The following is a 14,016-nucleotide window of genomic DNA, read 5'->3' as shown; positions in this document are numbered from 1 at the left end:
GAGGCTCAGTTCCCGAGAATGCCGGGCAGGCGCAGGCCCTTGTCTCTCGCGCAGTCGAGGGCGATGTCGTAGCCGGCATCGGCGTGGCGCATGACGCCGGTCGCCGGATCGTTCCAGAGCACCCGCTCGAGGCGCTTGGCCGCATCGTCGGTGCCATCGGCGCAGATGACGACGCCCGAATGCTGGGAGAAGCCCATGCCGACGCCGCCGCCATGATGCAGCGATACCCAGGTGGCGCCCGAGGCGGTGTTGAGCAGCGCGTTCAGCAGCGGCCAGTCGGAGACGGCGTCCGAGCCGTCCTTCATGGCTTCGGTTTCGCGGTTCGGCGAGGCGACGGAACCGGAATCGAGGTGGTCGCGGCCGATGACGATCGGGGCGGAAAGCTCGCCATTCCTGACCATTTCATTGAAGGCCAGAGCCAGGCGGTGGCGGTCGCCGAGGCCGACCCAGCAGATGCGCGCCGGCAGGCCCTGGAAGGCGATGCGCTCTCTGGCCATGTCGAGCCAGTTGTGCAGGTGGGTATTGCCGGGGGTCAGTTCCCTCACCTTGGCATCGGTCTTGTAGATATCCTCCGGGTCGCCCGACAAGGCGGCCCAGCGGAAGGGGCCGATGCCGCGGCAGAACAGCGGTCTTATATAGGCCGGCACGAAGCCCGGGAAGGCGAAGGCGTTTTCCAGGCCTTCTTCCTTGGCTACCTGGCGGATGTTGTTGCCGTAGTCGAGTGTCGGAATACCGGCGTTCCAGAAGGCGATCATCGCCTCGACATGCTCGCGCATCGAGGCGCGCGCCGCTTTTTCCACGGCCTTCGGATCGCTCTCGCGCTTGGCCTTCCATTCGGCCATCGTCCAGCCCTTCGGCAGGTAGCCGTTGATCGGGTCATGCGCCGAGGTCTGGTCGGTGACCATGTCGGGGCGGATGCCGCGGCGGACCATTTCCGGCAGGATTTCGGCGGCATTGCCGAGCAGGCCGACGGACTTGGCTTCGCCTGATTTGGTCCAGCGGTCGATCATCTCGAGCGCCTCATCAAGCGTCTCGGCCTTGGCGTCGAGATAGCGGGTGCGCAGGCGGAAATCGATCGAGTCAGGATTGCACTCGACGGCGAGGCAGCAGGCGCCGGCCATGACGGCGGCGAGCGGCTGGGCGCCGCCCATGCCGCCGAGGCCGCCAGTCAGGATCCACTTGCCCTTGAGGTTACCGCCATAATGCTGGCGGCCGGCCTCGACGAAGGTCTCGTAGGTGCCCTGCACGATGCCCTGCGTGCCGATATAGATCCACGAGCCGGCCGTCATCTGGCCGTACATGGCAAGGCCCTTCTTATCCAGCTCGTTGAAATGATCCCAGGTCGCCCAATGCGGCACGAGGTTGGAATTTGCGATCAGCACGCGCGGCGCATCCTTGTGGGTGCGGAAGACGCCGACCGGCTTGCCGGATTGGACGAGCAGCGTTTCTTCTTCCGTCAGCGTCTTCAGCGTCGCGACGATGCGGTCGAAGTCCTCCCAGGTGCGGGCAGCGCGGCCGATGCCGCCATAGACGACGAGCTCGTTCGGATTTTCCGCCACGTCGGGATCGAGATTGTTCATCAGCATGCGCAGCGGCGCTTCGGTCATCCAGCTCTTGGCATTGAGCTCGTTGCCGCGGGGCGCACGGATTTCGCGGATATTGTGGCGTGGATTGCTCATGGCGGTTCCCCTGTCGAGTGATCGTTATCGTTTCAGGCCTGGCGCGATCTGTTCGATGCGCACCAGAATGTCTTTGAGATGGACGCGAAGCCTGTCCGCTTTCGCGGTATCGTAGGCAAAGGGTGGTGCTTCGGCCTGCAGATGGGTCGATTGCGCAAGCTCCATCTGGATCGCATGCACGCCGGTCTCCGGCCTGCCATAATGGCGCGTCGTCCAGCCGCCCTTGAAGCGGCCGTTGAGCACGCTGTCGTAGCCTTCCGCGGCTTCGACGACGGTGAGCGTCGCCTGCTCGATGGCGCCGTCGCAGGTCTTGCCCATATCGGTGCCGATGTTGAAATCCGGCAGCTTGCCTTCGAAGAGGAAGGGAATGTGCGAGCGGATCGAGTGGCAATCATAGAGGACCGCCACGCCATGCATTGCTCTGACGCGCTCGATCTCGGCGGCAAGAGCGGCGTGGTAGGGCGCATGAAAATCCCGCAGCCGGGCGGCGATATCGGCCTCGTCGGGCGCCTGCCCATCCTTCCAGATCGCCTTGCCGTCGAAATCCGTCTCGGGAACGAGGCCGGTGGTGTTCTGGCCGGGATAGAGGCTGACGCCCTCTGGATCGCGGTTGGCGTCGATCACATAGCGGTGGAAGGTGGCGCGCACGGTCGTGACATCATTGAGCAGCCCGTCATAGAGCTCGTGGATGTGCCAGTCAGTATCGGCGAGAATCCGGCCGTTGTCGTTGAGGCGGTCGTAGATCTCGGGCGGGACCTCGGTGCCGGTATGGGGGAAAGCGAGGATGACGGGGGAGGTGCCCCGATGGATTTCGAAGACGGGATTGGTCATGGCAAAAACCCCTCCCCAACCCCTCCCCACAAGGGGGAGGAGCTAGAGCCAGCCGCATGGTCTGCGTTCAAGATTGAATGCAGCCGGGGCCGCAGGTTAAGCCCCTCCCCATTGTGGGGAGGGGTTGGGGAGGGGACTTTCTTCTTCACTATCATTTCAACCCTCCAAAACCGGCAGAATGCCATTCGAAACCGAAGCATTCAGTGCGCCCGTCGCCACCAGCTCGGCCGCCGCGGCGAGGTCGTTCGCCATATAGCGGTCGCTGTCGAGGCTCGGCACCTGGCTGCGGATTGCGGCGATCGCCTTCAAAAGCTCCGGGCTGGTGGCAAGCGGCGCGCGCAGCTCGACCCCTTGCGCAGCGGTCAGCGCCTCGATGCCGATGATGCCGAACAGGTTCTCGGTCATGCCGAGCAGGCGCCGGGCACCGTGGCAAGCCATCGAGACATGGTCTTCCTGATTGGCCGAGGTCGGGGTCGAATCGACCGAGGCCGGGTGCGACATTTGCTTGTTCTCCGACATCAGCGCCGCCGAGGTGACCTCGGCAATCATCAGGCCGGAGTTCAGGCCTGGCTTTTTGGCGAGGAAGGCCGGCAGGCCGTAGGAAAGTACCGGATCGACCAGCAGCGCGATGCGTCGCTGCGAGATCGCGCCGATCTCGCAGACGGCAAGGGCTATCTGATCGGCGGCGAAGGCGACGGGTTCGGCGTGGAAGTTGCCACCGGAGACAACCGAGTTGTCCGACAGCACCAGCGGATTGTCGGTGACAGCATTGGCCTCGATTTCAAGGGTGCGGGCGACTGAACGCAAGAGGTCGAGGCAGGCGCCGTCCACCTGCGGCTGGCACCGGATGCAATAGGGATCCTGTACGCGCTCGTCGCCCTCGATATGGCTCTGGCGGATGACGGAGTTTTCGAGCAGGCCGCGAAGCGCGGCTGCGGTATCGATCTGGCCCTTGTGGCCGCGCAACGTGTGGATATCGGCGTGGAAGGGCGCCGAGGACCCCATGGCTGCGTCGGTCGACATGGCGCCGGTGATGAGCGCCGACTGCGCGGCGCGATGGGCGCGGAAGAGGCCAGCGAGCGCCAGCGCCGTCGAGGTCTGTGTGCCGTTGATCAGCGCCAGGCCTTCCTTGGCGGCGAGCACGATAGGTTTCAGTCCGGCCTTTTCCAGGGCCACTGCACCGGAAAGTCGTTCGCCGGCGAAGAAGGCTTCGGCCTCGCCCATCATCACCGCCGCCATATGGGCGAGCGGGGCAAGATCGCCGGAGGCGCCGACCGAGCCCTTTTCCGGGATCAGCGGAATAACGCCCGTATCCAGCATGCCTTCGATCAGCCGCACCAGCTGCAGCCGGACGCCGGAGGCGCCGCGCCCGAGCGAAACAAGCTTCAGCGCCATGATCAGCCGGACGATATTTTCCGGAAGCGGCGCGCCGATGCCGCAGCAATGCGACAGGATGAGATTGCGCTGCAGCGTGGCGACGTCGGCGCTGTCGATCTTGATCGAGGCGAGTTTGCCGAAGCCGGTATTGATGCCGTAAACCGGCGCATTGCCGGCGGCGATCTCGGCGATGCGGGCGGCGGCCTTGGCGATGCCGGCATCGAAGGCGGGATCGAGCCTGGCCGGCGCACCGGTCCAATAGATGGTCTCGAGATCCTTGAGCGAGACGGAGCCCGGGTGGAGCGTGATGGTCATCGACCGTTCCTTTCGCCCTTGAAGACGCGTGCGTGAAGCGGATTGAAGCCGATGCGGTAGACGAGCTCGGCAAGGCTCTCGATATTCCAGACGGCGAGATCGGCGGATTTGCCGGCTTCGAGCGTGCCGGTCTCGCCGATAAGGCCGAGCGCACGGGCGCCTTCGCGGGTGGCGCCGGCGATGCATTCCTCGACGGTGAGGCCGAACAGCGTCGCCGACATGTTCATGGTCAGCAGCATCGAGGTGAGCGGCGAGGTGCCGGGATTGCAGTCGGTGGCGATCGCGATCGGCACGCCCGCCCGGCGCAACGCTTCCACCGGCGGCTTCTGTTTTTCATGGATGGCATAGAAGGCGCCGGGCAGCAGCACGGCGACGGTGCCGGCTGCGGCCATTGCGGCAACGCCCTCCTCGTCGAGATATTCCAGATGATCACAGGACAGCGCGCCATAGGCGGCAGCCAGCTTGGCGCCGCCGAGATTGGAGAGCTGCTCGGCATGCAGCTTGACCGGCAGGCCGAGCATTTTGGCCTTGTCGAAGACGCGGGCGATCTCGACTGTCGAAAAAGCGATGCCTTCGCAGAAGCCGTCGACGGCATCGGCAAGGCCGAGGTTGTACATGTCGTCGAGCCCGGGCAGCACGACATCGTCGAGATAGTCGCCGTTGCGGCCCTTGTAATCCACCGGCGTCGCATGCGCACCGAGATAGGTGGTGGCAACGCGCACCGGCCTGATATGGCCGAGCAGGCGGGCGCTCTGCAGCATCTTCACTTCGCCGGTCCGGTTGAGGCCATAGCCGGATTTGATCTCGACAGTGGTCACGCCTTCGGCAAGCAGCGTATCGAGCCGCGGCAGTGCTTCGGCGACGAGTTCCTCGACCGACAGCGCATTGGTCGCCTGAACCGAGGAGACGATGCCGCCACCGGCCCGCGCGATCTCTTCGTAGGTCGCGCCTTCAAGGCGCATCTGGAATTCTCGAGCACGATTGCCGCCGTGAACGATATGGGTGTGGCAGTCGACGAGGCCGGGTGTCACCCAGCGGCCTTCGAGATCGACGATGTCGGAGCGTTCGATAGCCGATGCCGGCAGCTCGCGTTCGGCGCCTGAGAAGGCGATGCGGCCGTTTTCGATCAGAACGGCGCCCTTTTCGACGATGCCGAGCCCGGCTTTGTCAGGCGCGAGCGTCGCCAGGCGCGCATTGCGCCACAGCGCCGGCCTGACCTCGGCGGATGCGGTTCCTTCAGAAAAATTGTTCCCGGTCATCAGCTTTGCGCCTTTCCTTATGCTGAAACATGTATATACATAATAAGCAGGTGACAAGAGAAATTTTGCGCGCTCTTCTGGAAAAGAAAGATCGGCGGCGCGGCAGAAGGGGAGAAAAGGCCATGACCGTACTTCACGCGAGGACTGCTCTGACGCCGCAAGGCTGGCAGAAGGACCTGCGGCTGACGCTCGAGGCCGGGCGCATCGCCCGGCTCGAGGTGGGCGTTGCCTCCGCGCCCGGTGATGAGCGCCATGCTCTGATCGTTCCGGCCATCGGCAACCTGCACAGCCACGCCTTCCAGCGGGCGATGGCCGCTCTTGCCGAAGTGCGCGGCCCGGCAAACGACAGCTTCTGGAGCTGGCGCACGGTCATGTACAAGTTCGCTTTGGCGATGACGCCTGAACATGTCGAGGCGGTTGCCGCCAAGCTTTATGCGGAGATGCTTGAGGCTGGCTTTTCCCGCGTCGGCGAATTCCATTATCTCCATCACGACAGGGATGGCGGCACCTATGCCAATATCGCCGAGCTTGCCGAACGTATCGGTGCGGCAAGCGAAGAGACCGGGATCGGTCTGACCCTCCTGCCGGTCTTCTACGCCCATTCCGGTTTCGGCGGCGCTCAGCCGATCGACGGCCAGCGGCGATTCATCAATTCGCTCGAAAGCTTCGAAAGGCTGATGGAGGGATGTCGGGCAGTGACTGGCCGGCTCGACGGCGCCGAACTCGGACTTGCGCCGCACAGCCTGCGCGCCGCAACACCGGAGCAATTGGCGAAGCTCGTGCCGATGGCGGGCGATGGCCCGATCCATATTCATGTCGCCGAGCAGGTGAAGGAGGTCGAGGACTGCGTCGCCTGGTCGGGCGCGCGGCCGGTGCAATGGCTGCTCGATCATATGCCAGTGGATGAGCGCTGGTGCCTGATCCATGCGACTCACATGACCGAGGACGAGACGCGGCGTATGGCGAATAGCGGCGCGATCGCCGGCCTCTGCCCGATCACCGAGGCCAATCTCGGCGACGGCGCCTTTGCCGCGCCCCTTTTCCTTCAAGAGGACGGCCGTTACGGCATCGGCTCGGATTCCAACGTGCTGATCTCCTTGCCGGAAGAATTGCGCCAGCTCGAATATTCGCAGCGCCTGGCGCTGCGCGCCCGCAATGTCGTCGCAGCACCCGGCGGTTCGACGGCGCTTTGCCTGTTCAACCAGGCGCTTGCCGGCGGCGGTGCGGCGCTGAAAGCCCCGGCCGGTATCGCCGAAGGCCATCACGCCGATCTCGTTTCGCTCGATATGTCAGCCGTTCCCTATCTCTCCGGCGATCAGATCCTCGATCACTGGCTGTTTGCCGGCGGCATTTCCATCGATTGCGTCTGGGCGCGCGGCCGCAAGCAGGTGGTGGGTGGGCGTCATGTCGGGCGCGAGGCTATCGACCGGCGGTTCCTTGCCGCGATGGGCGAATTGCTGGCTGGCTGAAAAAGCGCTTTTCATAAGCAGGCATTCGATCTAGAGCGGGAGATCAATGGGAACGTGGCGATGAACCAAAGCAGGGATCCCACCTTGCACCAGCGCATCCTCGGCGAGATCGAGGGCCGTATCGTCTCGGGCGAATGGCCGCCGGGACACCGTATTCCCTTCGAGGTCGATCTCGCTACCCAATATGACGTCTCGCGCATGACGGTGAACAAGGTGCTGACCCAGCTCGCCAAGGCCGGCCTCATCGAGCGCCGCAAGAAATCCGGCAGCTTCGTCACCCAGCCGCAGGCGCAATCGGCCGTTCTCGAAATCCACGACATCAAGGCCGAGGTGCAGTCGCTGAACCTGCCCTATTCCTACGCGGTGTCGAAGACGGCGAGCCGCAAGGCCAAGGCTGAGGACAGCCGCCGGCTGGAGCTGCCTGTGGCGTCCTCGGTCGTCGAGGTGGTCTGCATCCACAATGCCGGCACGCGGCCCTTCTGCCTGGAGGAGCGGCTGATCAGCCTTGCGACCGTACCTGAGGCCGCCGATGCCGATTTTCTGACGGTGGCGCCGGGGCCGTGGCTGCTCAACCAGGTGCCGTGGAGCACCGCCGAACACCGGATCCACGCCGTCTCCGCCAGCGCCGAGGTGGCGGCGGCCCTCGACATCGCCCGCAACACCGCCTGCCTGGTGGTCGAGCGCCGCACCTGGAGTGGCGCCGGGCCGGTGACCCATGTGCGCTTCACTTATCCCGGCGATCGCCACGCCCTGGTGGCGCGTTTCACGCCGGCGTCGCAATAGCAGTAGCCGGAGGTTCCATATACAATGTCGCGGGTGTTTTAGTCTTCGAACATCTTGCCGCTGCGCGCCTCGAGCCGGTAGCGATAGCCGGGATAGACGAGGCGGGCTGTGGAGACCACCTGTTTTGCCGACCATGTGCGCCGGCGGATCGTCAGGCAGGGTTCGGTCTTCAGGATGGTCAGGAGCTTGCATTCCCAGGCCTGCGGCATCGCTGCCTCGACGACGTGCTCGGAGCCGCTGAGCGGGGCGGCCGCCGTCAGATAGGCGTTCGGCGTCAAGGTGGTGAAATCCTGGTCGAGATATTCGGGGGCGGCCTCCGGATGGACGAAACGGTCCTCGATCTGCACCGGAACGCCGTTTTCGCTGTGCACGATCAGTGAGTGGAAGACTGCCGCGCCGATCGCAAGTTCGAGCGCGTCGGCGATCTCCGGAGAGGCCGTTTCCTGGGCGAGAACGACGACGGAGGCCTCATGGACATGGCCGCGTTCGGCGATTTCCTCGGCGATGTTGCGCACCTCGAACAGCGCCGAATAGCCCTTGCGTTCGGCGACGAAGGAGCCGACGCCCTGGATGCGGACGAGTTCGCCTTCATTGGCAAGTTCGCGCAGCGCCCGGTTGGCGGTCATCTTGCTGACGCCGAGCTCGACGACCAGCTCGTTTTCCGACGGCACGCGGTATTTCGGCGGCCATTCGCCGCTGTGGATGCGGTCGAGGATCACCTGCTTGACGCCGGCGTAAAGCGGCGTGCTATCATTTTCCGCCAGTTCGCGCTTCATCTCGCCGGAACGCTTCATTGCCTATTCCTTTTGCACGAATGGAATTCGCCACCTAAATCGACTTTCCTCTTGCATATCACAAAATATCTCATATGGTACCATATACAACCTCCCAATCGGTCCTCGACACAGAAATAGGACGGAAAGGGCAAGCCGGCGAAGATCGGCGTGGTGCCGCAAGGTCTGTTTCAACTCCAGAGGAGAATTCATCAATGAAATTCAGCACAATCCTGTTTTGCGGCGTCGCCGCTCTTTCCGCCTTCGCAGCACCCGCTTTCGCCAAGGACTGGACGAAGGCGACGATCACGCTCGAGGGCGCCTATGCGCCGTGGAACCTCACCAATGCCGACGGCACGCTCGGCGGCTTCGAACCGGAGCTCGCCAAGGTGCTCTGCGAACGCGCCAAGATCGAATGCACGCTTGTTGCTTCCGATTGGGACGGCATGATCCCGGCGCTGAACGCCGGCAAGTTCGACGTCATCATGGACGCGCTGTCGATCACCGAAGAGCGCAAGCAGGTGATCGATTTCACCATTCCCTATGCAGCCACGCCCGCCGCCTTCGCCACCGCCAAGGACAGCCCGCTGGCGAAAGCCGCCGGCACCGGCGCCACGATCAAGATGACGCCCGGCCAGACCGGCGTGAAGGAGATCGACGCGCTGAAGGAAGCCTTCAAGGGCAAGACGATCGGCATCCAGGCGGCCACCGTCTACGCCAAGTTCGTCTATGACAATTTCGGCGATATTGCCGAGATCCGCGAGTACAAGACCGGCGCCGACCGCGACCTCGACCTGCAGAACGGCCGCATCGACCTCGGCTTCGACGACGCCGTCTATTTCGCCAATGCCTTCAAGACCGCCAACGGCGCGCTCGACTTTACCGGTCCGGAGATCGTCGGCTCGATCTGGGGCGAGGGCGAAGGCCTCGGCGTCCGCAAGGCCGATACCGATCTGCGCGACAAGTTCAGCGAGGCGATCAAGTCCGCGCTCGCCGACGGCACCGTCAAGAACCTCTCGATGAAGTGGTTCCAGGTCGACGTCAGCCCGCAGCAGTAAGCGCTTCGGCCTTTTGGCCGCAGGCGCCGGTCTCCGGCTTTGTCGCCGGAGACCGCGTGTTATTCTCGATCCAGAAAATACTGCCACGGACGGGGAACGGACGATATGGCAAGCTTGGAACTGCTTGGCTTCGGCTCGACGGGATGGGGCGCGCTGCTCATTCTCGCCACCTTGATGACGCTCGCCGTCACCGCGACGGCGTTGGCGATCGGCGCGGTGCTCGGCGCGATCGTCGCGGGGGCGAAGCTCTCCGGCAATCCCTTTCTTGTGGCGCTCGGCAATGTCTATACGACGGTGTTTCGCGGCGTGCCGGAACTGCTGATCATCTATCTCATCTATTTCGGCGGCTCCTCGGCGGTCACCGCGATCGGCAAGGCGATGGGTTTCGAGGGTTTTCTCGGCCTGCCTTCCTTTGCCGCCGGCGCGCTGGCCGTCGGCATCATTTCCGGCTCCTATCAGGCGGAGGTGTTCCGCGGCGCCTTCCTCGCCATCTCCAAGGGTGAGCTCGAGGCGGCCTCGGCGATCGGCATGCATCGCGCCATGCGCTTTCGCCGCATCATCATGCCGCAGGTGCTGCGGCTGGCCATTCCCGGCCTCGGCAATGTCTGGCAGCTCAGCCTCAAGGATTCGGCGCTGATCTCGGTCACCGGCCTTGCAGAACTGATGCGCACCAGCCAGGTGGCGGCGGGTTCGACCCGGCAATATTTCCTGTTCTTCATCGCCGGCGGCTGCCTCTATCTGATCCTGACCAGCCTTTCCGACCGCATCTTCAACGGTGCGGAACGCCGCGCCAACCGCAGCATGCCGGCATCCGCCATGGGCCAGGCGTAAGGAGGCGATGATGGATTTCACCTTTCTCGCGTCAACCATGGTTACCCTGCTCAAGGCCGTGCCGACGACGCTGATCCTGTTTTCGCTGTCGATCTTCTTCGGCGGCCTGCTGGCGCTCGTCATCGTCTCGATGCGGGTCAGCGGCAACCGCTATCTGTCCGGTTTCGCCAAGGGCTACATCTTCGTCTTCCGCGGCTCGCCGCTGTTGATCCAGATGTTCCTGGTGTTCTATGGCCTCGGCCAGTTTGGCGTCATCCGCTATTCCTTCCTCTGGCCGTTCCTGCGCGAGCCGATGGTCTGCGCCGTGCTGTCGCTGGCGCTCTGCACCGCCGGCTACACGGCTGAGATTTTTCGCGGCGGCATTCGCGCCGTTTCGCCGAAGGAGATCGAGGCGGCGCGCTCGATCGGCATGTCCGGCTTCCTGCTGGTGCGCCGCATCCTGGCGCCGATCGCCTTTCGCCATGCGCTGCCGGCCTATTCCACCGAGATCGTGCTGATGATGAAATCGACGGCGCTCGCCAGCCTCGTCACTGTCTGGGAGGTCACCGGTGTCGCCCAACGGCTGATCTCGCAGACCTACCGCACGATGGAAGTCTTCCTCTGCGCCGCGATCATCTATCTCGTGCTGAACTTCATCATCCTGCAGGGCATGGCCCTGCTCGAATATTCGCTGTCCCGACACCGCCGCGCTGCGCCGCAGCCGCTGAAGGCGTAAGCGGTTTTTGAAGATTGGAGCAATCATGCCAGGCGTTACCCGACTTTCGGTCCGCAATATCCGCAAGAGCTTCGGCACACACGAGGTCCTGCGCGGCATTTCCCTCGATGCTGAGGACGGCGATGTAATTTCGCTGCTCGGCGCCTCCGGCTCCGGCAAATCCACCTTTCTGCGCTGCATCAACATGCTCGAAACCGCAAGCGGCGGCGAGATCTGGGTCGATGGCGAGCACATCGAGATGGTGCACAAGAACGGGCGTAGCAAGCCGGCGAGCCAGAAGCAGGTGGACCATATCCGCTCCGAGCTCGGCATGGTGTTCCAGTCCTTCAATCTCTGGTCCCATATGACGATCCTGCAGAACGTCATCGAGGGCCCGATCCATGTGCTGAAGCGGCCGCGCGCCGACTGTATTGCCGAGGCCGAAGCGCTGCTCGAAAAGGTCGGGATCGCCGATAAACGCCACGCCTATCCCGCCCATCTCTCCGGCGGCCAGCAGCAGCGCGCCGCAATTGCCCGCGCTTTGGCGATGAAGCCGAAGGTGATGCTCTTCGACGAGCCGACCTCGGCGCTCGATCCGGAACTCGTCGGCGAGGTGCTGCGCGTCATGCGCGCGCTTGCCGAAGAAGGCATGACCATGCTCGTCGTCACTCATGAGATGAGCTTTGCCCGCAACGTCTCCAACCGCGTCGTCTTCATGCGCGAAGGGCTGGTCGAAAGCAGCGGCAAGCCCGACGACATGTTCACCGGCGGCGCCACACCCGCCTTCCGCCAGTTCATCGGCCATTTCGGAAGCGGTCAATGACGATCACCATCGAGACTGTGCTGACCTGGCGCGGTGTCGCGCGCGTCGGGGCAGGGGAAGCGCTGGCGCTGTCGCCGGCCGCCTGGGCGCGGGTCGAGCAGGCAAGCCGCATCGTTGCGCGCATCGTCGAGACCGGCGTGCGCGCCTATGGCGTCAACACCGGCGTCGGAGCGCTCGCCGATACCGTGGTCGATCGGGCCTCGCAGAGCCTGTTGTCACGCAGCATCGTGCTCAGTCACGCCTGCGGCGTGGGACCGCTGCTGGCGGCTCGCGAAGTGCGCGCCATCATCGCCGCCCAGATCGCCAATTTTTCCCATGGCCATTCCGGTGTGCGGCGCGAGATCGTCCAGTATCTCACGGCCATGCTGGAGCATGACTGCATTCCCGACGTGCCGTCGAAGGGCTCGGCCGGTTATCTCACCCACAACGCTCACACCGCGCTCGTCCTGGTCGGCGAAGGCAGTGCCACCGTGGCCGGGCGGCGCATGAGCGGCCGCGAGGCGCTGGCGGCGATCGGCCTGCAGCCGTTGGTGCTCGGCGCCAAGGAGGGCCTGAGCCTCGTCAACGGCACGGCCTGCGCAACCGGGCTGTCAGCTATCGCGCTTTCGCGCGCCGAACCGCTGCTCGACTGGGCCGATGCCATCGCGGCCCTGACGCTTGAGGCGGCAGGCTGCCAGATCGCCGCCTTCGACGAGGCGGTGCTGGCGCTGCGCCCATCTGCCGGGATCGACAAGGTCGGAGCCAGCTTGCGCGCCCGCCTCCAGGGCAGCGGCCTCGTCGCCGCCGCCTTCGGCCGGCGCACCCAGGATGCCCTCAGCCTTCGCTCGGTGCCGCATGCGCATGGCGCCGCCCGCGATGTCTTCGACAATTCCGCCCGCATCGCCGATCAGGAACTCGCTTCCGTCACCGACAACCCGGCTGTGTCGGGCACGCCGGAGAACCCGATCGTCTCCTCCGAGGCGCATGCCGTCGCCCCGGCGCTCGGGCAGGCGGCCGATAGCCTCGCCATTGCGCTCGCGCAGATCGGTGCGATCAGCGAACGGCGCATGGACCGGCTGGTCAATCCGCTGGTGAGCGGCCTGCCGCCGTTTCTTGCGAGCGATGCCGGCAGCCATTCCGGCTTCATGATCGCCCAATATACCGCCGCCGCCCTCAGCAACGACAACCGCCGCCTCGCCGCACCCGCGGCGATGGACGGCGGCCTGACCTCCGGCCTGCAGGAGGATTTCCTTGCGCATCCGACAGCCGCCGCCGGCAAGCTGCTCGCAGTGATCGACAATGCCGAATATATTCTGGCGATCGAGCTGATGGCGGCTGCCCAGGCGCATGATTTCCTGGCGGCGACCGCGCCGCGGGCGCCAGGTACGGATCTCGTCTATCAGGCGGTGCGGCAGCGCATCTCCCATTATGGCGACGAACGGCCGCTGAACGGCGATATCGAGGCCGCGCGCAGCCTGATCCGCGAGACCGCGCCGCCGGCGGTCGTTTGAACCAGAAAATTGTCAGAACGGCTTGCTGGTGGCGGAATCCTGCTTGGGCTTTTCGCCGGCCTCGAGCCGCTTGAGGCACTCACGATACGTCGGGTAGAGCTGATCCACCCGCGACAACGGCAGCGTCCAGTCACCTTCGTCGCCGGCAAAGGTCAGCTGTACGTCAGGGGTTCCGGCAAAAGCGTTCTTGATAATCTTCTTCAGGCCGCCGCTTCCTTTGCTGGCTGGCGGCCAGAGGCGAAGCGTGGTCTTGTCGAAGAATTCGGCGGCGACGACTTTCGTCATCGAACGATCGGTCAGCGTCACCTCGGTCGTGGTGCCGGCCGGAATATCCCAGCTGTCCTTGGTGACCAGCCAGAAGGTTTCTGTGACGGTCTGGCGGAATTCCATGGTCTTGCCGAGCTCGCTGTTCCACAGCAGCCGGCAATAGGCAGGGCGCTCGCTTGAGAAACCGACCGACCATTGTCTTGCGCCACCCATCCATTCGGTCTCGCCCAAGGCCGCGACCGGCTGCAGGACAGCCGCCATCAGAACCATCACTGTCAGAATTTTCATCGCCGAAATCATCTCCAGGACAATCCGCTCCAGCCATAACAAAAGAAGGTTGAGCTTTTGCTACCGGCTGGCTCGGAAT

At 64.3% G+C, this 14,016-nt stretch carries 13 protein-coding genes; 7 read left to right on the top strand and 6 right to left on the bottom strand.

The window, feature by feature from the left end:
• Nucleotides 1–5: 5 nt before the first annotated feature.
• The 4 genes from hutU to hutI form a co-directional block, all read right to left on the bottom strand.
• The gene (gene hutU / locus FHX03_RS16935) at nt 6–1,679 is read right to left on the bottom strand and encodes a urocanate hydratase (RefSeq protein WP_183854660.1); all 1,674 of its coding nucleotides are present in this window, start codon (nt 1,677–1,679) and stop codon (nt 6–8) included.
• A 24-nt stretch (nt 1,680–1,703) separates the two neighbouring features.
• Nucleotides 1,704–2,510 (bottom strand): N-formylglutamate deformylase, encoded by an 807-nt coding sequence (gene hutG, locus FHX03_RS16930; RefSeq protein WP_183854658.1) that lies wholly within the window; start codon nt 2,508–2,510, stop codon nt 1,704–1,706.
• A 156-nt stretch (nt 2,511–2,666) separates the two neighbouring features.
• Nucleotides 2,667–4,202, bottom strand: coding sequence for a histidine ammonia-lyase (gene hutH / locus FHX03_RS16925; protein WP_183777930.1), 1,536 nt, complete (start codon nt 4,200–4,202; stop codon nt 2,667–2,669).
• Nucleotides 4,199–5,461 carry an imidazolonepropionase gene (gene hutI / locus FHX03_RS16920; protein ID WP_183777931.1) on the bottom strand — a complete coding sequence of 421 codons (1,263 nt, stop codon included), beginning with the start codon at nt 5,459–5,461 and terminating at the stop codon, nt 4,199–4,201. The genes hutH (FHX03_RS16925) and hutI overlap by 4 nt, the downstream gene beginning before the upstream one ends.
• Before the next feature lie 122 nt (nt 5,462–5,583).
• Here hutI and FHX03_RS16915 point away from each other — a divergent pair, with 122 nt between their 5' ends.
• Complete coding sequence (locus FHX03_RS16915; RefSeq protein ID WP_183854656.1) at nt 5,584–6,930, top strand: formimidoylglutamate deiminase; 1,347 nt, start codon at nt 5,584–5,586, stop codon at nt 6,928–6,930.
• A 60-nt stretch (nt 6,931–6,990) separates the two neighbouring features.
• Nucleotides 6,991–7,713: a histidine utilization repressor gene (hutC, locus tag FHX03_RS16910; protein ID WP_183777933.1), complete on the top strand. Its 723-nt coding sequence runs from the start codon at nt 6,991–6,993 to the stop codon at nt 7,711–7,713.
• Between the two features lie 38 nt (nt 7,714–7,751).
• Here hutC (FHX03_RS16910) and hutC (FHX03_RS16905) read toward each other — a convergent pair whose 3' ends face one another.
• The gene (gene hutC / locus FHX03_RS16905; RefSeq protein WP_183777934.1) at nt 7,752–8,507 is read right to left on the bottom strand and encodes a histidine utilization repressor; all 756 of its coding nucleotides are present in this window, start codon (nt 8,505–8,507) and stop codon (nt 7,752–7,754) included.
• A 194-nt stretch (nt 8,508–8,701) separates the two neighbouring features.
• Here hutC (FHX03_RS16905) and FHX03_RS16900 point away from each other — a divergent pair, with 194 nt between their 5' ends.
• From FHX03_RS16900 to hutH (FHX03_RS16880), 5 genes are all read left to right on the top strand, one after another.
• Entirely contained in the window at nt 8,702–9,544 is an 843-nt protein-coding gene (locus FHX03_RS16900; RefSeq protein ID WP_183854654.1) for a transporter substrate-binding domain-containing protein, read from the top strand.
• A gap of 105 nt (nt 9,545–9,649) precedes the next feature.
• Nucleotides 9,650–10,375 (top strand): ABC transporter permease, encoded by a 726-nt coding sequence (locus FHX03_RS16895; RefSeq protein WP_183777936.1) that lies wholly within the window; start codon nt 9,650–9,652, stop codon nt 10,373–10,375.
• Between the two features lie 10 nt (nt 10,376–10,385).
• Entirely contained in the window at nt 10,386–11,090 is a 705-nt protein-coding gene (locus tag FHX03_RS16890; RefSeq protein WP_097625545.1) for an ABC transporter permease, read from the top strand.
• 25 nt (nt 11,091–11,115) lie between these two features.
• Nucleotides 11,116–11,892 carry an ABC transporter ATP-binding protein gene (locus FHX03_RS16885; RefSeq protein WP_183854652.1) on the top strand — a complete coding sequence of 259 codons (777 nt, stop codon included), beginning with the start codon at nt 11,116–11,118 and terminating at the stop codon, nt 11,890–11,892.
• Entirely contained in the window at nt 11,889–13,382 is a 1,494-nt protein-coding gene (gene hutH / locus FHX03_RS16880; protein ID WP_183854650.1) for a histidine ammonia-lyase, read from the top strand. The genes FHX03_RS16885 and hutH (FHX03_RS16880) overlap by 4 nt, the downstream gene beginning before the upstream one ends.
• 12 nt (nt 13,383–13,394) lie before the next feature.
• Here hutH (FHX03_RS16880) and FHX03_RS16875 read toward each other — a convergent pair whose 3' ends face one another.
• A complete protein-coding gene (locus FHX03_RS16875; RefSeq protein WP_183854648.1) occupies nt 13,395–13,937 on the bottom strand; it encodes a hypothetical protein in 543 nt (180 codons plus the stop codon).
• Nucleotides 13,938–14,016 lie beyond the last annotated feature (79 nt).

The sequence above is a fragment of the Rhizobium sp. BK456 genome (assembly GCF_014194045.1).
GTDB lineage: Bacteria > Pseudomonadota > Alphaproteobacteria > Rhizobiales > Rhizobiaceae > Rhizobium > Rhizobium redzepovicii.
Note: the sequence above shows the minus strand (reverse complement) of the source record. Positions and strands in the feature narration are given on the sequence as shown.